The organism is Embleya sp. NPDC008237 (genome assembly GCF_042956465.1).
In the GTDB taxonomy this organism is placed as follows: domain Bacteria; phylum Actinomycetota; class Actinomycetes; order Streptomycetales; family Streptomycetaceae; genus Embleya.
Window position 1 is genome coordinate 120,956 of sequence record NZ_JBIBGL010000016.1, and the last position, 16,597, is coordinate 137,552.

The window sequence follows — 16,597 nt, forward strand, 5'->3', positions numbered from 1 at the left end:
AGACCCTGGGGTTAACCGATGGGTAACATTCCGGCGGCAGCCATCCCGTCGTCGCCCCACGGTGCGCCCGCGCCCCGCCTCTTCGGCGGAGCCGTCCGAGCGTCTGCGCTACTTCAGCGGGGCCGTGAGCGGCACGCCGTCCAGGCGCTTGAGGAGGCAGGTCAGGGCGCGGTCGTTCTCGTTGATCCAGCTGCCGGCGGTGGGATGCAAGGTGAGCTTGGAGAGCGGGAGTTCGCTGTTGCGTTGGGCGGCACCGGTGACCAGTTCGGTGCACTTCCTGCCGATGTCGTCCTTGAAGGTCATGCTCGTCGGCGACATGTTCGACGGCAGCGTGAACTCGCCGACCACCTCGGCGTCGTGCGGCGACGTGCAGCCGACGGTGACGATGTCCTCGCCCTTTTCGTTGATGCATTCCCCCTTGTGCAGCTCGACCATCTTGACCCGGCCGGTGCTCTTGGACGCCGTCCCGGACGGGGTGGGGCCACCGCCGCCGGTGGTCTTGGCCGCCGACGGGTCGGCCTTCGCCGGCAGGGTCGGTGCCGGCGGCATGGTGATCATCGGGGGCTTGGACCCGGAGGAACTCCCCTTGTCGTCCTTCTTCTTGTCGTCCTTGCCGAGGCAGCCGACGAGCAGCGTCGAGGCGAGCAGAACGGCGAGCGCGGCGGCGGACGAGCGGGCGACCGCCCGACGACGGCCCGCGCGGGCGGTCGAGGACATGCCGGAGAACCGGGAAACGCGCATGGGAAATCGGAGCCTCTCACTGGGAAATCGCCCAGAGTCTTTCGGAGGCTCGTGTTCCGGTCTTCAGGGGCTTCCCTTGTCTCGCCGGTATCTCCGGCACATCACTCACAATCCCTATATTCGGGGCAAGGGCAAGGGCAAAGTGAACCAAGGCCAAGACCGAGGGCACCCGCGGTTCGGGGCAAGCGCGCCGTCTACGCCCCGGGAGTGTTCTTCGTGCGCTGGTAGTGCCGGGCCACCCGGGCGCGGTTGCCGCAGCCCGCGGAGCACCACTCGCGGCGCGGGTTGTTCTTGACGAAGTGCAGCACGCACCCCGGACCGTGACAGGGCCTCAGCTCGGCCCGGTCGGGACCGGTGACCAGGTCGATCGTGGCATCCGCCAACTCGGCCAGCACCGCGGGGATCGGCGCGGCCTCGGTACGCGTGCTCGCCGTCGGCCAGGTCAGCTCGCGCCAGTGCGGGGCGGCGCGGGTGTACGCGTTGAGCCGGGTCGGCACGTCGGCGGCCGGCGCGGTGCCCGTCATCGCGGCCCGCAGCAGCGCGGCGATGCACTCGCGCAGGTCGAGGGCCGCCGCCAGGTCCGCCGCGTCCACCGCGAGCAGCGCGGCGTCGGAGGGCGGGCCGGCCAGGCGCGGGGCGATGTCGCGCAGCCAGGCGGCCAGGTGCTCCGGCTCGGCCAAGCCCTCGTGTGGTACACCCCGTACCGCGTAGCGGGTGTTGGCCAGCTCCACCGGAAGCGGCTCGCCGAGCAGGGGCGCTCCGCCGGTGCCGAGGTCCGCGATTCGTGTGCTCACAAAACTAATGCTAGCGGCTTGGCTCACCCATGTGAATCGACGTGCTCCGCCGACCTCGGCCTCGACTCGGCGACCGGGGGCAGCCCGGCGGAAGCCCCGGTGCGCGCGGGCGAGTGTCGCCGCGCGTGAGTGACTTGGCACACACGGTGCGATGTGACGAGGCAGGCATCCCTGCCCGGTCGGAGTCGGAAGGGATGCGTGAAGGTCGTGATCGACGGAAATCGCGGGAATTTTTGGGAGCTTTTCGACCGTATTGTCGGCTGAGCCTGCCCGGTGCCGGCCACGGTTGTGTTCGCACCACCCGGAGGCGGGCTGCCGTGTGAGGGGTGGGGCCAGCCCCACCGGGAGAGGGAAGTGAGCACCATGGGGAATGCGTTGCGCGATCCCTAGGTTTGAACCAGACGGGCCGACAGGGCTCGCAGGGGGTCAAGGAGAGTCACGTGAACAACCGCAGCCGGGTCGCAGAGCAGGACACCACTCAGCCGTCGACGCCCGGCACGGTCGCCTCCTTCGCCCGCTTCGTGGTCTTCGGTGGCGGCACGGGGCTGGCCTCCAGCGCCGCGCTCGTCGCGCTCTCCGGGCACCTGCCGATCGCCGTCGCCAACGCGGTGATCACCGTGGCCGGCACCATCCTGGCCACCGAGCTGCACAGCCGGTTCGCCTTCCGGGCGGGCCGCGCCGACTTCAAGGCGCACTTCCAGGCGGGCGGTTCGGCGGCGGTCGCCTACCTGTTCACCACGGCGGCGGTGCTCGGCCTGCACGCGGTGCAGACCGCGCCGAGCATCATGGTCGAGCAGGGCACCTACCTGACCGCCTCGGGCATCGCCGGACTGGCCCGGTTCGCCTTCCTGCGGCTCGCGGTGTTCGCCGGTCCCAAGACCAAGACGGGGTCGACCGCCACCGCGACCGTCACCGCTGCCACCCGCACCCGCGTGCTCGGCCGCGACGCACTGGTCGCCGCCGCCTGACCGACCCTCGAACCCGGGTCCGCCCCACGACTTCCGACGGAAGCCGTGGGGCGGACCCCGTTTCGCGTCCCTCCAACCGAAGCGGGTGGGGCAGGCCCCGCTCCGACCGAAGCCGGTGAGGCGGCCCGTTTCGCGACCCCCGACCGAAGTCGTGGGCCGGGTCCATTCGCGACTTCCGACCGAAGCCGGTGGGCCGGGCCCGTTCACGACCTCCGACCCAAGGCGTCCTGCGGACCCGCTTCGTGCCGGACCTATTCCGCCGGCAGCCCGGACTCGCGCAGTCGACGGCGATGCGGCGGCAGCAGCAGTACTTCCAAGGCGTCGGCGCACGCCTGGGCCCGGTCGCGGAACCACGGGATGCGTTCGTCGGTCATCACGGCGGGCGTGGACCGCACGGCCAGCGCGGCGTGCGCGTGGCCGGCCCGGTTCAGGATCGGCACCGCCAGGGTGCGTACTCCCGGGACCGACTCGCCGTCGTTGAGCGCGTAGCCGATCGCCCGGGCCGCGTCCAACTGGGCCTGGAGCGCTACCGGGTCCACGATGGTGCGCTCGGTCTGCGGAGCCAGCGGCAGCAGCGGCTCCAGGCCGCCGTCCGCCGGATCCGCCCAGGCCAGCAACACCTTGCCCAGCGCGGTCGAGTGCAGCGGGCGGCGCAGTCCGAGGCCGGTGCCCGGCTGCACCGAACTGCCGACCAGGACCAGCGCGTGCCGGCCGCTGCGGATGGCCAGGTCGGAGGTCGCCGAGGTACGCCGGGACAACTGCTCCAACTCGGGTGCCGCGTGGTGCAGTCCGCGTTGGTGGTAGGCCAGCAGGCCCAGTTCGGCGACCACCGGGCCCAGTCGGTAGCGGCTGGTGCGGTCGTCCTGATCGAGGAAGCCCGCGCCGACCAGGGTGCGGGCCAGCCGGTGGGCGGTGGACACCGACAGGTCCATCCGGCGGGCGATGTCCGACGCGCTCAGGTCGGCGCCGGTCGCCCGGAAGCAGTGCAGGATGCCGAGGGCCCGCTGTACGGCCTGCGCCCCGGACGGTGTGGAGGCCGCGCGCGGCGCGTTCGTGTCCACCGTGCCCATTGGCATCCCCCGACTCGCCGTTCGACCGGAAGTTTTCACCATACGGCAAGCCCGTGGACGACTGTCTGCCACGGTCCGCATCGGAGCGCATTCGGATATCCCACATCGTGGGAAAGTTTGATCGTGCGGCGCGGAGCGTGCCAGGATCCACCCGAAGCACCATTCGGTGCACCGGTGATGCACGTACACCGGTTGTGGACATGCGCCGGTGATGCACCTACGCCGGTCATGGACATGCGCCGGTGCTCGACCCGAACCGGTGATCGACGAAACGAGAGGGAGGCCCCGGTGTCCGCAGACGCGTTGTACACCGCGCCGCTCTCCACCGCCCGCGCGCTGCTCACCAGCCGCCGGCACATCGACCTCGCGCGCGTCGCCAGCGCCGGCTGTCGCTGACCCACCGCCGTACCGAACCTCCGTACGCCCGCGCTCGACCGAGCAATCCGGCCGACTCGATCGACCGGACCGATCCGGTCGGCCGGATCGGTCCGATCGACCCGGCCGCCCTCGGCGCTCGCGCACACCCCCGGTCGTCGCGGCGCCCGCGAAGCGTAGGTCTCCCAGCGCGCATCACACAACGCATCATCCGTCGACCCCTGCCCGGACCGATTCGGTCCCGGGTCGATCCGCGCCGTGCCCAGTGCCGTGCGTGCCCGGTGTCATGACCGGAATCGCACCGGCGGGGCCGCGCGGACCCCCGCCGCCGCTACGAACGCGAACGGAAGTATCGCCATGACCGCCCTGACCGGCGCCCGCCCCGACGAACTGTGGTTCACCCGCTGTCCCGTCCCCACCGCAACCGGCATCGCGGCCGATCTGGGCCTGCTCGACGCCGAGTTCGCGGCCGAGGGGATCACCGTGCGCTCGCTCCAGGACGTCCCGGCCGACGTGGCCGCCGATCACCACTACACGCATGCGCTGCCCGGGCTCTTCCGCGAGGGCGGCAACGTGCCCGCGCTGTGGGCGCGGTCGCGCGGCGAGGCGACCCGGCTGGTCGGGCTGACCTGGATCGAGGAGAGCCAGGCGATCCTGGTCCGGGCGGAGAGCGGCATCACCGCACCCGAGCAGTTGCGCGGGTTGCGGTTGGCGATTCCCCGGCACGACATCGCGATCGACTTCTGGCGGGCGATGGCGCTGCACGGCTTCGCCGGGGCGCTCTCGCTGGCCGGCGCCGAACTGGCCGACGCGCGCCCGGTCGAGGTGCCGGCGGCGCGCGGAATCGGGCAGTGGGAGGCCGAGTTGGCCGCGCTCGACCGTGGCGAGGTGGACGCCGTGTACGTCAAGGGCGCGCTCGCGGTCGAGGCGGCCGTACGGCACGGCGCGGTGGTGGCGGTCGACCTGGATGCGGCGAGCGATCCCGGCGCCCGGATCAACAACGGGACGCCGCGGCCGATCACGGTGCACCAGGATCTGCTGGACCACCACCCGGAGTTGGTCACCCGGTTCCTCGCGGTGCTGGTCGAGGCGGCGGACTGGGCGCCCGGGCATCCCGCCGAGGTGGCCCGGATCCTGGGCGCCGAGACCGGTGCGGGCGCCTTGGGGGTGGCCGGCGCGTACCGCGAACTCGGCCCGGACACCCTGCGGATCGACCTGTCCGCGGAGCGGCTGGACCTGCTCGCCCGCCAGGAGCGATTCCTGTACGGACAGGGCTTCCTGGCCGCGCCCGTGGATGTGCACGCGTGGGCGGCCCCCGAGCCGCTGCGGCTGGCCCGCGAACTCGCCGACGCACGCCGCGCGCAGGCCGACATTCCGGCCCGACCGCCGCGCCTCACCCCCGAATCGACCCGGCCGCTCGGCCACACACCCACGCCCACGGCCGACCCCACACCCACATCCGCACCGTCGCTCGACACCGAACAGTCCCGCATATCCACGCTGGAGGCATCCCATGAGTAGCCGGCCCCCTCGTCGTACCCGCCTGCTGTCCGCCGTCGCAGTCGCGACCGCGACGCTGATTGCGCTGACCGGCTGCGGCTCCTCGTCGAAGGACGCCGAGGCGTCGACGGCCGGCGACGCCAAGGGCGGTGTCACGCTGCGGATTCCCGACCCCGGCAACAACGGGGTGCTCGCGCTCGGCAAGAAGGACGGTTCGCTGGACGCGGCGTTGGCCAAGGTCGGCGCCAAGGTCTCCTGGACCGGCAGCGCGGGCCCGTTCGCACCGGCCGCGCAGGCCATCAACGCGGGCCAACTCGACGTCGCGCTCGGCTCGATCACCTCCGCCGTGGCCGCCCTCGGGCAGAAGCCCAGCTTCAAGCTGTTCGGCGCCACCGCCCCCGACCTGGCGGGCGAGGGCATCCTGGTGAAGAGCGACTCGAAGATCCACTCGATCCGCGACCTGATCGGCAAGAAGGTGGCCTGCTCGCAGGGCGGCACCAGCGAATACCTGCTCCTGGCCGCGCTCGAACAGGCCGGCATCCCGGCCGACAAGGTGGAGCGGGTCTACCTGCGGGCCGACCAGACCGCACCGGTGTTCGCCGCCGGTCAGGTCGACGCGTGGGCCACCTGGGCCACCTACTCGGTGCCCGCCCTGGCCTCCGGCAACGCGCGCTTCCTCGCCGACGGCCGCGCGCTCGGCTCGGACAACTACTCGGTCTGGGCGGTGCGCAACGCGTTCGCGGACAAGCACCCCGAAGTGATCAAGGCCTTCTACGCCTACCTGCACGAGGCCGGCACCAAGGAGATCGCCGACCCGACCGCCTACATCAACGTCTTCACCGACACCGGCCCCACCGCGTACGGCGCAGAACCCAAGCGTATCCAGGTCGAGTTCACCAAGCAGGGCGCCACAGTGGAGCCGATCCGACCCGCCGACGTGGACCGCTTCGGCAAGGTCGCCAAGTTCTTCCTGGACCAGAAGGTCACCCCGAGCCTGGTCGACGTCAAGCCGCACCTGCTGGACGTGGCCACCCTGGCGGGAGCGAGCGGATGACCGCGCCCACCCTGGTCGAGGCCGAACCCCGGAAACGCGCGTATCCCGGCCTGGTCACCCCGCGCCCACGGCTGCCGCGTCCTCGGCCACGTTTCCTCAGCCCGGCACTGCGCGCGATCGGCCCACTCGTGCTGATCGGCGGCTGGGCCTGGGCCTCGCACAGCGGCGCGCTCAGCCCCGACCTGCTCGGCTCGCCCGCCGACGTCTTCCGGGCCGCGCGCGAGATGTGGGACAACGGCCAACTCCCGGACGCGCTCCGGGTCTCGCTGGGCCGCGCGGGCCTGGGCCTGGTCTTCGGGCTGACCATCGGACTGGCCCTGGGCGTACTCACCGGCTTCTCCCGGCTCGGCGAGGAACTCCTCGACTCCTCGGTGCAGTTGCTGCGCACCGTGCCCTTCCTGGCGCTGGTCCCGCTGTTCATGGTGTGGTTCGGCATCGGCGAATCCGCCCGGGTGATCCTGATCGCGGTGGCCACAGCGTTCCCGATGTACGTCTCCGCCTCCGGCGGCGTGCGCAACGTGGACCGCAAGCTGGTCGAGGCGATGCGCAGCTTCGGCGTCGGCCGGATCGCCCTGGTGCGCGAGGTGGTCCTGCCGGGCGCGCTGCCCGCGCTGCTGTCCGGACTGCGACTGTCCATGACGCTGAGCGTGATCGCGCTGATCGCGGCCGAGGAGATCAACTCCACGGCCGGGATCGGCTATCTGATGAGTCAGGCGCAGAGCTTCTCGCGAACCGACATCCTCACCGTCTGCATCCTGGTCTACGCGATCCTGGGCCTGCTCGCGGACGTGATCGTACGCATCCTCGAACGGGTGCTGATGCCGTGGCGCGGCCAGGGACACGGAGCGGGCCGATGAGCGTCGAGACCGCGGTACACATCGAGGGACTGCGCCGGGTGTTCGGCACCCGCGCCGTCCTGGACGGCGTCGACCTGGACATCGCCCGCGGCGAGTTCGTCGCGCTGCTCGGCGCGAGCGGCACCGGCAAGACCACCCTGCTGCGCATCCTCGGCGCGCTCGATCGCAGCGACGGCGGTACGGTCCTGGTCCCCGAGGCCCGCACCATCGTCTTCCAGGAACCGCGCCTGGTGCCCTCCAAGCGGGTGTTGGGCAATGTCGTGGTCGGACTGCCCCGGGGCCGGGCCACCCGGGAGATCGGGCTGCGCGCGCTGACCGAGGTCGGTCTGGAGCGGCACGCCCAGGCCTGGCCGGCGACCCTGTCCGGCGGCGAGGCACAGCGCGTCGCGCTCGCCCGCGCGCTGGTGCGCGAGCCGGAACTGCTGCTGCTGGACGAGCCGTTCGCGGCGCTGGACGCGCTGACCCGGATGCGTATGCAGGACCTGGTGGGCGAGTTGTGCCGGCTGCACCGGCCCGCCGTGCTCCTGGTCACGCACGACGTCGAGGAGGCGATCCGACTGGCCGATCGGGTCGCGGTGTTGCGCGACGGAAACCTCGTCACCGACGAAGTGGTCGCCGTCGACCGGCCCCGCGACCCCACCGATCCGGCCTTCTCGGCGCTACGGCGCCGATTGCTCGCCGATCTGGGGGTGCACACCGCGGAGACCGCCGCCGTCCCCGTCGCCGCCGCTTCCTCCGACGGCCGCTCGTCCTCGCGTTCGCCTTCGTCCGCGCCCTCGGCTGCCTCCGCGTCACACCCGTCTCCGTCTCCCTCCTCCTCCCTGTCCCTCTCCTCCTCCCCGTCTTCGACCGGAGTGATCTGAATGACCGTCACCATCGGTGTCCACGGCAGCAACCCGTCGCTGTACCTGCTCGCGCGCCTGGGGATTCTCGAACGCGCCCTGGAGCCGCTGGGCGAGACCGTGACCTGGGTGCCCGTGGAGGGCACCCGGGTCGGCGAACTGCTCGGCGACGGCACGATCGACTTCGGCGGGACCGGCTCGACGCCGCCGATCGTCGGTCAGGCGCAGGGCCACGATCTCGTCTACGTCGCGGTGTCCGCGCCGCGCCCCGAGCACGGGGCGCTGCTGGTCGCCGACGAGGGGCCGGTGCGCGCGCCGGTGGACCTCGAGGACGGCACGGTCGTGCTGAGCATCGGCTCCTGGCAGACCCACTTCGTGGCCAAGGCGCTGAACGACGTCGGACTGTCCTACCGGGACGACATCACCGCGGTGCGACCGGAGGCGGGCCGGGACCAGGCCGCGCGGCTGCGCTCCGGCGAGATCGCCGGCTGGGTCGCGCAGGGCCCGGAACTGGTCGCCGCGCGGCGCGAGCCCGGGCTGCGGGTGCTGCACCGGGTCGGCGAAGTGATCACCGACCGCTCGGTGTTCTTCGCGAGCCGTGCGTTCGTCGAGGAGCGGCCCGACCTGGTCTCGATCGTGGTGGCCGCGCTGCGCGGGGCCGACGAATGGGCGGCCGCGCATCTGGACGAGGCGGCCGCCCTGCACGCGGCCGAGCTGCCGGGGACGCAGGCGGACTGGGCCGAGGCGCTGGCCGCGCTGCCGTGGCGGCTGGAGCCGGTACCCGCGTCGTTCATCGCCGAGCAGCAGGAGGCCGCGGACATCTTCGCCGCCAACGGGTTCATCGACCGGCCGATCACCGTGGCCGACGCGCAGGCGGACGCGTTGACGCCGGTCGTGGCCGCGGTGCTCGCGCCGGCGGACGGCGGTGCGCGATGAGCACCGAGGTGCTGTGGTACGTGATTCCGCGCGAGGGTCCCTATCCGTGGGAGCCCGCCGGACGGCGTGCGGTCGATGCGGACTACCTGCGGCAACTCGCGGGTGCGGTGGACCGGTTGGGCTTCAGCGGCGCGCTGCTGGCGACCGACCTGTACGACGTGTGGACGCTGGCCGGCGTGGTGGCCGCCGCCGCGCCGACGTTCCGGCCGCTGCTCGCGGTGCATCCGGGGCTGATCGCGCCGACGCTGCTGGCGAAGATGGCGCTGAGCTTCGAGGCGTTGTTCGGGGCGGGTCGGCTGCGCTTCAACGTGGTCAACGGTTCGACCGAGAGCCTGCGCGAGTACGGCCTGCATCTGGACCACGACGAGCGCTACGAACTGAGCGCCGAATACTGGTCGATCGTCAAGCGGCTCACCGCGGGCGAGGTCTTCGACCACAAGGGCAGGTTCTACGACCTGCGGCAGGCCGGCGCGGGTCTGCGCGAGTTGCACCGGGACGGTGGGCACGTGCCGATGTGGTTCGGCGGTTCGTCGCCGGCCGGCATCGAGATGGCCGCCGAGCATGTCGACGTCTACCTGACCTGGGGCGAACCGCCGCACCTGCTCAAGGAGAAGCTGGAGCGGGTACGCGAACGTGCCGCCGCGCACGGGCGGGCCCTGCGGGTCGGCCTGCGGTTGCACCTGATCGTTCGGGAGAGCGAGAACGAGGCGTGGGCGGCGGCCGATCGGCTGCTGGAGGTGACCAGCCACGCGACCTACGCCCGGCAACTGGGCCAGGCGGCGGACGCGGACGGGGTGGGCTGGGAACGACAGTTCCGTCAGCACGGTGGCCGGGTCCCGGCGCGGGCACGGGAGTTGGAGGTGTACCCGAACCTGTGGCCGGGGATGGGGCTGTTCCGGCCCGGGCCGGGCACGGCCGTGGTGGGCAGTACGGCCCAGGTGATCGAGCGGCTCCAGGAGTTCGAGGCGATGGGCGTGGACACGTTCATCCTGTCCGGCAATCCGCTGCTGGAGGAGGCCTACCGGGTCGGCGAGACGGTGTTGCCGGCGCTGGGTGTGCGGCCACGGGTGGGCTGAGGACGGACGGGCTGAAGACGGTGGACCCGGCGCGCCGGTGCCGGTGTCGGATGCGACGGGGCCTCCTCGGGGGAAGGCCCCGTCGCAACCCTAGGCCTTCCCGAGGAGGGCCCGACGACTCAGGCGGTCTTGAGCGCACCGCCGTCCACGAGGTGATCGGTGCCGGTCACGCTGCCGGCGAGCGGGGAGGCCAGGTAGGCGACGGTGCTCGCCACCTCGGCGGGTTCGACGAAGCGGCCGGTGACCATGCCGGTCGCGCCGGGGAGGGCAGCGAGCAACTGCTCGTGGGGCAGGCCCATGGACGCGGCCAGTTGCGCGCCGTAGCCGTCCGGCGCCTCCCACATCGCGGTACGCACCGCGCCGGGGGAGACCGTGTTGACCCGGACGCCCTGCGGGCCGAACTCCTCGGCGAGGGCCTTGCCGAACGCGGTCAGCGCGGCCTTGGCGGTGGTGTACGGCACCGGTCCGCTGTGCGGAGCCCGAGCGCCGAGCGAGGAGATGTTCACGATCGCGCCGCGCGCGTCGATCAGTGCGGGCAGCGTGGCGCGGGTGGTACGCACGGCGGCCAGGAAGTTCAGCTCGAACGAGTTCAGCCACTGCTCGTCGGTGAAGCTCAGGAAGCCGCCGGTCTGGTCGTTCCCGCCCGCGTCCCCGCCGCCGACGTTGTTGACCAGGATGTCCAGCCCGCCGAACTCGGCGGCGGCGCGTTCGGCCAGGCGGGTCGGCCCGTCGGGCCGGGCCAGGTCGACGGACATCGTCCGGGCGCCGGTCGCGACCAGTTCCGGCGTGATGGTGCGGGCGGCGGCCAGGACGCGCACACCCTCGTCGACGAGGGTGGACACGATCGCCAGGCCGATGCCTCGGCTTGCGCCGGTCACCAGGGCGGTCTTGTCGTGGAGGCGCAGGTCCATCGGGACTCCTTTGTCGCGGGGTGGGTGCGGTCCGAGCCGCGCTGTATCAGCCGAGTACCGAACGAGCCGGTGCCGAACGAGCCGGGTGGCGCATGTGCCGGATGCCGCGCGATGAGATGGGTGCCGCATGGCTTAGATGAAGCTTGTGTGATGCCGTTAATCTAGAACATGCGTCATTCATGTTGCAAGTACGAGGTGATTGGCGACTCTGTCGTACAGTTCGGGGGTGACTTCCACGGCAGGCGGGGCCAGTGACCGGGTGCGACCGCTGCGAGCGGACGCCGAGCGGACCGTACGGGCGATCCTGGAGGCGGCGGAGCGGGTGCTCAGCGCCAATCCGGCGGCGACGATGGAGCAGATCGCGGAGGCCGCCGGGGTGGCCAGGACGACGGTGCATCGGCGCTTCGCGACCCGCGAGGCATTGATCGTGGCGATGACCGGCTGGGCCACCCGACAGTTCCAGGACGCGGTGAACGCGGCTCGCCCGGAAGCCACGCCCCCCGCGGTCGCGCTCTACCAGGTGACCGCGAACGTGCTGCGGGTGAAGATCGCGTGGGGCTTCGCGATGAACGCGCTGCGCACCGACGACCCGGAGGTGGCGCACGTGCACACCGATGTGCTCGACCGCTGCGATCGGCTCTTCCGGCGGGCGCGCGAGACCGGGTTGTTGCGGCCGGACGTCGACCTGGACTGGACCCGACGCGCCTACTACGCGCTGATCCACGAGGCCGCCCAGGACGACCGGGGCGAGGACGCCGACGTGCTCGCGACCCGGATCGTGGACACCCTGCTGCACGGATTCGGCACGCCGGACGGCCGCTCCGGGCGATGAGGCCGGGTCGGCCGGCCGGCCGGCGTGTACGGTGTGCCCGCCGGTCCCCGATCGAGAGGATTGTCGTGACCCTGGCCGTGGCCCACCGAGGCGACCCCCGGCGCTTTCGGGAGAACACTCTGCCGTCGTTGGCCAGCGCACTGAACCGGGGCGCCGACCTGGTCGAGATCGACCTGGAGATCACCCGGGACGGGCACCTGGTGCTGTTGCACGACGCGACGCTGCGCCGATTGTGGTGGCGCAACGCGCACGTGCGCGAGCTGACCTTGGCTCAGGTCCGCGAGATCGGCCGGCGCGGGAAGTATCGGGTGCCCAGCTTCGACGAGGCGTTGGAGCTGATCAAGGGCTCCAAGGGCGGGTTGATGGTCGACTTCGGCGAGATCGAACTGGCCGAACCGGCGGTCGAGGCGGTCGCCCGGCACGGCGTGAACGAACAGATCCTGTACGTCGGCGGACCGGTCGCGATGGGCCGGGTGCGCGAGCACGCGGCGGACGCGCACATCGGGCTCAGCGGCGACTCGTTCGCCCGGGTACCGAACGCGGCGGTGCTGCGCGACCTCCGGCCGGAGTACATCAATCTGCGCTGGCGCGCCTACGACGCGGCCTCGGTCGCCCGCTGCCATGCGGACGGGTACGGGGTGAGCGCCTGGACGGTGGACTCACCGCGGGTGATGCGCCGGCTGCTGGACATGGGCGTGGACATGATCATCAGCAATCGCATCGGTCGGCTGCTCGACGTGCTGGCGGAGCGGCAGGGCTGAGCGAGCGCTGAGCGAAGGCCGACCGGAACGCTGCTTCGCCCGGTGGTCGTGCGCCCCGACCGGCGGGCGGGTTCACACGTGCACGACGGGGGCCGCGTCCGGGTCGGTCTTCGGGGCGCCGGGGCGAAAGAGTACGGCCGTGACGACCAGGCCGACCGCAAAGAACGCCGCGGACCAGCGGTAGGCGGTCGCGTAGCTTTCCAGTGCGGCGTGGGCGAAGGCCTCCGGGCTGGGTTGACGGTGCTTCAGGTAGTCGGATCCGGCCGTGGCGGACAGCGTGCTCAGGAGCGCCACTCCCACCGAACCACCCACCTGCTGCACGGTGTTGACCGCGGCGGAGGCCACCCCGGAATCCTCCGCACGGACGCCGAAGGTGGCTGCGCTCATGCACGGCGCGATCACCAGCCCCACACCGGCGCCGAACACGATCAGGCCGGGCATCAGGTCGGCGGCGTACGAGCTGTCCAGGTCCAGGCGGGTCAGGTAGAGAAGTCCCAGAGCGGCCAGGCCCATTCCGGTCGGCACGATCGGCTTGGGGCCGAACCGGGGCAGCAGCACGACGGTTGCGCTGGTCGCGGTGAACATGATGCCGAACACCATGGGCAGGAACGACAGTCCGGTCCGGACCGGGCTGTAGTGCAGGGTCTGCTGCATGTAGTAGGTCAGGAAGAGGAACATGCCGAACATTCCGGCGCCGGAGATCAGCATGCCGAGCAGCGCGGCGCCCCGGTCGCGGTCCACGACGACCCGAAGCGGCAGCAGCGGATTGGCGACGGAGCTTTGGATCCGGGTGAACACGGCCAACAGCACGACGGCGGCGATGAGGCAGCCGTAGGTGAGCGGGTCGCTCCAACCGTCGCTCTCCGCACGGGAGAAGCCGTAGACGAGGGCGAACAGTCCGGACGAGACGGCCAGCGTGCCGGGGAGGTCCAGGCGGGGGCGGTCGGCGGCGGGTTCGTGCCTGCCGAGCAGGAGCACACCGCCGATGATGGCGGCTCCGGCCAGGATCAGGTTGACGTACAGGCACCAGCGCCAGTCGAGATGCTGGGTCAGCAGGCCGCCCAGGAGCAGGCCGACGCCACCACCCGCACCGGCCACGGCGCCGAACACGCCGAACGCCTTGGCGCGTTCGGCCGGATCGGTGAACGTGGTGGTGAGCAGGGACAGCGCTGCGGGCGCGAGCAGGGCGCCGAAGACGCCCTGGAGCGCGCGGGCGGCGACCAGAACCTCGAAGTTCGGTGCGGCGCCACCCGCGGCGGAGGCCAGTGCGAAGCCGAACAGGCCGATCAGGAAGGCGTTTCGGCGGCCGAACAGGTCGGCGATCCGGCCCCCGAGCAGGAGCAGGCTGCCGAACGCGAGGGCGTAGGCGGTGACCACCCACTGCCGGTTGCCGTCGGAGAAGCCCAGATCCCGTTGTGCGGAGGGCAGGGCGATGTTGACGATCGTGGCATCCAGGACGACGGTGACCTGCGCGAGCGCGATCACCGCGAGGATCAACCAACGGCGGGGGAGGGGGCCGGAGCCGGCCGGGGTGGGTGGAGCGGCGGTGGAGGCGGCGGTGCTTTGCGACATGGCGAAGCTGCTCCTGTCGAGTGGAAGGAGATGCGCGTCGGGCGGCCGGCGGGTCAGGGCCGGCGCAGCACCGGAAGCACGACGGCGTCGATGTAGCGGTGCAGGTATTCCTCGTCGGCGATGCAGCCCTCGATCAGCGGCCGGCCGGTCACCGCACCGATGAGCAGGTGCGCCAGCAGGCCCACCGCCGGGTTGTCCGGGGCGATTTCGCCGCGGGCGACTGCCCGGGCAATCACTTGGTCGAGCACCACGCCCTCGGGATGGACGATGGTTTCCCTTACTGCCAGGCCCAGTTCGGGGTCACCCAGGATGGCGTGCGCCATGGCGGCGAGCAGTGCGGTGTCGGGGGCGGCCCCGTGCGCGACCCGGCGCGCGGTTTCGTGCAGGTCGCCCCGCAGTGAACCGGTGTTCAGGCCGACCAGGGACATGCGCTTGTTGTGCCGCAGCGCAGCCGCGACCAGGCGCGGCTTGCTCTGCCACTGGCGGTACAGGGTCGCCTTGCTGGCCTTGGCCCGCGCGGCGACGGCCTCCATGGTCAGGGCGGCGTAGCCCGTCGTACGGAGCAGGTCGAGCGTGGCCACGTGGATCTCGGCCTCGCGCTCGGGGGTCAGCCGGGAACGCCGGTTGGTGGGTGCGGAGTCGGTGGTCCCGGCCGAATCGGTGTGCATGCGCGCGTACCTCGGTTGGCGAAACGATGGCGTTTCGATAACGCTAGAGGTCGACGAAGCGAAACGCAAGCGTTTCGATGGCCGGAGAAGGGATTCCTTCGGCCTCAGGCGTCCTCCGCCGGGGCGACCGTGCGCGAATGCGGCGAGAAGAGCACGGCGGTCGCCATCAGGGCGAGGACGAGCAGCACCCCGGTCCACTCGTACACCGGTACGAGCCGGGCGCTCACGCCGGCCGTCGACGGCACCATCGGATTCCCGTCCCAGTTCGGGCCACCGCTCAACCGGAACGCGTCCCCCCTGGCCCGGGCCAGTACGGACACCCCGATCGCGGCGCCGAGCACATACGCGCCGACCGTCGCTCCCGCGCCGGCACCCACCGCCCGGACGCCGTCCACGGCCACACTCACACAGGGCCCGAACGCCAGACCGGCGCCGAATCCGATCAGGAGCAGCGCCGGGACCACGTTCGTCGGGTACGAACTGTTGTGGTCCACCGCGTACAACAGCACGAAGCCGACACAGCACAGGCCCAGGGCGATCGGCACGATCGTCTTGGCGCCGAAGCGGCGGAGCAGGAGGCCGGCCGCGAGTGGCGCGGTGAGCAGCAGCGGCAACACCAGCGGCAACAACCGGGGCCCCACCTGGGAGTCGGTGAACCCCGGGCCGCCGCTGCGCAGATGGATCGTCACGAAGCGAACCGTCACGGTGGTGGCGATGCCGCACACCGCGAGGCCGAGCAACGCCGCGCCGCGATCGCGGTTCAGCACGATCCGCGGCGGCAGCAGCGGGCTGCCCGCGAGCGTCTGCCGACGGGCGAACACGGCCGACAGGATGCCGCCGGCAGCCAGGAACAGCCATGTCGTGGTGTCCCGCCCACCGTGCGTCTCGAACCGCAGACAGCCGTACAGCACGCAACCCACGCCGGTCGTCGCGGCGACCACGGCCGGCAGGTCGAGACCCGGGATCCGGACGCGGGCCGGCTCGGGATGCCGGGCGAACAGCCGGAGCACGCCGAGGGCGAGGGCGACGAGCAGGACCGCCTGGGCACACGGCAGCGCCCGCCAGTAGCCGTTCGCCGTGGACGCGCCGGCCACGAGCACGCCCAGGCCGCCGCCCGCCGCGGCGACGCCGGCGTACACGCCCAGTGCCCAGCCGCGTTCGGCGCGGTCGGTGAAGGTGGCGATGAGCAGGGCCGGGCCGGCGGTGAGCACGAGTGCGCCGAAGCCGCCCTGGAGCGCCCGACCGGCGAACAGCGGGCCCGGTCCGCCGGCGGTGCCGACCACGAGCGAGGCGCCGGCCACGCCGATCAGCCCGACGGTGAACGTGCGGCGCGGGCCGACGAGGTCGGCGAGCCGGCCGGCCGGCAGCAACAGCGCACCGAGTGCGAGCAGGTGCGCGCGACCGACCCACGCGATGTCACCCGGATCGATGCGCAGATCGGCGGCCGACGGCGCCGGCACGGTGTCCGGCAGCGATGCCCCCAGGACGACGGGTAACTGGGCGAGCACGACGACGAGCAGCAACCACCGGCGGTATCCGCCGGTCGGGGCGGGCGTCCGGGACGCGCCCGCCGGGGTGACGGTGCGATCGAGTGCCATGATGCCTTCCGGCTGGGGCCGACAGGACCGGGCGAAGACGAT

Annotated in this window: 17 protein-coding genes; 10 read left to right on the top strand and 7 right to left on the bottom strand. The window is 72.0% G+C overall.

Features of this window, described 5'->3' with window-relative positions; genetic code table 11:
• Positions 1–108: 108 nt before the first annotated feature.
• A complete protein-coding gene (locus tag ACFZBU_RS34960; protein ID WP_391587744.1) occupies positions 109–741 on the bottom strand; it encodes a septum formation family protein in 633 nt (210 codons plus the stop codon).
• A 194-nt stretch (positions 742–935) separates the two neighbouring features.
• A complete protein-coding gene (locus ACFZBU_RS34965) occupies positions 936–1,535 on the bottom strand; it encodes a CGNR zinc finger domain-containing protein (RefSeq protein WP_391587745.1) in 600 nt (199 codons plus the stop codon).
• A 440-nt stretch (positions 1,536–1,975) separates the two neighbouring features.
• On the opposite strand from ACFZBU_RS34965, the gene ACFZBU_RS34970 reads away from it, so the two are divergent.
• Positions 1,976–2,503 carry a hypothetical protein gene (locus ACFZBU_RS34970; protein ID WP_391587746.1) on the top strand — a complete coding sequence of 176 codons (528 nt, stop codon included), beginning with the start codon at positions 1,976–1,978 and terminating at the stop codon, positions 2,501–2,503.
• Between the two features lie 251 nt (positions 2,504–2,754).
• Here the strand turns inward: ACFZBU_RS34970 and ACFZBU_RS34975 are convergent, their stop codons facing one another.
• Positions 2,755–3,573: an IclR family transcriptional regulator gene (locus ACFZBU_RS34975; RefSeq protein ID WP_391587747.1), complete on the bottom strand. Its 819-nt coding sequence runs from the start codon at positions 3,571–3,573 to the stop codon at positions 2,755–2,757.
• A gap of 288 nt (positions 3,574–3,861) precedes the next feature.
• Here ACFZBU_RS34975 and ACFZBU_RS34980 point away from each other — a divergent pair, with 288 nt between their 5' ends.
• From ACFZBU_RS34980 to ACFZBU_RS35010, 7 genes are all read left to right on the top strand, one after another.
• Positions 3,862–3,969, top strand: a complete 108-nt coding sequence (locus ACFZBU_RS34980) for a putative leader peptide (RefSeq protein WP_391587748.1) — start codon at positions 3,862–3,864, stop codon at positions 3,967–3,969.
• A gap of 336 nt (positions 3,970–4,305) precedes the next feature.
• The gene (locus ACFZBU_RS34985; protein WP_391587749.1) at positions 4,306–5,469 is read left to right on the top strand and encodes an ABC transporter substrate-binding protein; all 1,164 of its coding nucleotides are present in this window, start codon (positions 4,306–4,308) and stop codon (positions 5,467–5,469) included.
• A complete protein-coding gene (locus ACFZBU_RS34990) occupies positions 5,462–6,502 on the top strand; it encodes an ABC transporter substrate-binding protein (RefSeq protein WP_391587750.1) in 1,041 nt (346 codons plus the stop codon). The genes ACFZBU_RS34985 and ACFZBU_RS34990 overlap by 8 nt, the downstream gene beginning before the upstream one ends.
• Positions 6,499–7,359 (top strand): ABC transporter permease, encoded by an 861-nt coding sequence (locus tag ACFZBU_RS34995; protein WP_391587751.1) that lies wholly within the window; start codon positions 6,499–6,501, stop codon positions 7,357–7,359. Before ACFZBU_RS34990 ends, ACFZBU_RS34995 begins: the two co-directional genes overlap by 4 nt.
• On the top strand, positions 7,356–8,222 hold the full coding sequence (locus ACFZBU_RS35000) for an ABC transporter ATP-binding protein (protein WP_391587752.1): 867 nt from the start codon (positions 7,356–7,358) through the stop codon (positions 8,220–8,222). Before ACFZBU_RS34995 ends, ACFZBU_RS35000 begins: the two co-directional genes overlap by 4 nt.
• Entirely contained in the window at positions 8,223–9,137 is a 915-nt protein-coding gene (locus tag ACFZBU_RS35005; RefSeq protein WP_391587753.1) for an ABC transporter substrate-binding protein, read from the top strand.
• Positions 9,134–10,213, top strand: coding sequence for an LLM class flavin-dependent oxidoreductase (locus ACFZBU_RS35010; RefSeq protein WP_391587754.1), 1,080 nt, complete (start codon positions 9,134–9,136; stop codon positions 10,211–10,213). The genes ACFZBU_RS35005 and ACFZBU_RS35010 overlap by 4 nt, the downstream gene beginning before the upstream one ends.
• 119 nt (positions 10,214–10,332) lie before the next feature.
• Here ACFZBU_RS35010 and ACFZBU_RS35015 read toward each other — a convergent pair whose 3' ends face one another.
• Positions 10,333–11,124, bottom strand: coding sequence for an SDR family oxidoreductase (locus ACFZBU_RS35015; protein WP_391587755.1), 792 nt, complete (start codon positions 11,122–11,124; stop codon positions 10,333–10,335).
• 226 nt (positions 11,125–11,350) lie between these two features.
• Here ACFZBU_RS35015 and ACFZBU_RS35020 point away from each other — a divergent pair, with 226 nt between their 5' ends.
• Positions 11,351–11,956, top strand: a complete 606-nt coding sequence (locus tag ACFZBU_RS35020; RefSeq protein ID WP_391587756.1) for a TetR/AcrR family transcriptional regulator — start codon at positions 11,351–11,353, stop codon at positions 11,954–11,956.
• A 65-nt stretch (positions 11,957–12,021) separates the two neighbouring features.
• On the top strand, positions 12,022–12,717 hold the full coding sequence (locus ACFZBU_RS35025) for a glycerophosphodiester phosphodiesterase (protein WP_391587757.1): 696 nt from the start codon (positions 12,022–12,024) through the stop codon (positions 12,715–12,717).
• Positions 12,718–12,789: 72 nt separating this feature from the next.
• On the opposite strand, the gene ACFZBU_RS35030 is transcribed toward ACFZBU_RS35025, so the two are convergent.
• From ACFZBU_RS35030 to ACFZBU_RS35040, 3 genes are all read right to left on the bottom strand, one after another.
• Positions 12,790–14,289, bottom strand: a complete 1,500-nt coding sequence (locus ACFZBU_RS35030; RefSeq protein WP_391587758.1) for an MFS transporter — start codon at positions 14,287–14,289, stop codon at positions 12,790–12,792.
• A 53-nt stretch (positions 14,290–14,342) separates the two neighbouring features.
• Entirely contained in the window at positions 14,343–14,957 is a 615-nt protein-coding gene (locus ACFZBU_RS35035; RefSeq protein ID WP_391587759.1) for a TetR/AcrR family transcriptional regulator, read from the bottom strand.
• A gap of 104 nt (positions 14,958–15,061) precedes the next feature.
• Positions 15,062–16,555 (bottom strand): MFS transporter, encoded by a 1,494-nt coding sequence (locus ACFZBU_RS35040; RefSeq protein WP_391587760.1) that lies wholly within the window; start codon positions 16,553–16,555, stop codon positions 15,062–15,064.
• Between the last annotated feature and the right edge of the window lie 42 nt (positions 16,556–16,597).

Excerpts from the sequence above, each read along its gene's own strand:
- ACFZBU_RS34960 (WP_391587744.1), bottom strand. The coding sequence starts at position 741 with ATGCGCGTTTCCCGGTTCTCCGGCATGTCCTCGACCGCCCGCGCGGGC.
- ACFZBU_RS34975 (WP_391587747.1), bottom strand. The coding sequence starts at position 3,573 with ATGGGCACGGTGGACACGAACGCGCCGCGCGCGGCCTCCACACCGTCC.
- ACFZBU_RS34985 (WP_391587749.1), top strand. The coding sequence starts at position 4,306 with ATGACCGCCCTGACCGGCGCCCGCCCCGACGAACTGTGGTTCACCCGC.
- ACFZBU_RS34990 (WP_391587750.1), top strand. The coding sequence starts at position 5,462 with ATGAGTAGCCGGCCCCCTCGTCGTACCCGCCTGCTGTCCGCCGTCGCA.
- ACFZBU_RS34995 (WP_391587751.1), top strand. The coding sequence starts at position 6,499 with ATGACCGCGCCCACCCTGGTCGAGGCCGAACCCCGGAAACGCGCGTAT.
- ACFZBU_RS35000 (WP_391587752.1), top strand. The coding sequence starts at position 7,356 with ATGAGCGTCGAGACCGCGGTACACATCGAGGGACTGCGCCGGGTGTTC.
- ACFZBU_RS35005 (WP_391587753.1), top strand. The coding sequence starts at position 8,223 with ATGACCGTCACCATCGGTGTCCACGGCAGCAACCCGTCGCTGTACCTG.
- ACFZBU_RS35010 (WP_391587754.1), top strand. The coding sequence starts at position 9,134 with ATGAGCACCGAGGTGCTGTGGTACGTGATTCCGCGCGAGGGTCCCTAT.
- ACFZBU_RS35015 (WP_391587755.1), bottom strand. The coding sequence starts at position 11,124 with ATGGACCTGCGCCTCCACGACAAGACCGCCCTGGTGACCGGCGCAAGC.
- ACFZBU_RS35030 (WP_391587758.1), bottom strand. The coding sequence starts at position 14,289 with ATGTCGCAAAGCACCGCCGCCTCCACCGCCGCTCCACCCACCCCGGCC.
- ACFZBU_RS35035 (WP_391587759.1), bottom strand. The coding sequence starts at position 14,957 with ATGCACACCGATTCGGCCGGGACCACCGACTCCGCACCCACCAACCGG.
- ACFZBU_RS35040 (WP_391587760.1), bottom strand. The coding sequence starts at position 16,555 with ATGGCACTCGATCGCACCGTCACCCCGGCGGGCGCGTCCCGGACGCCC.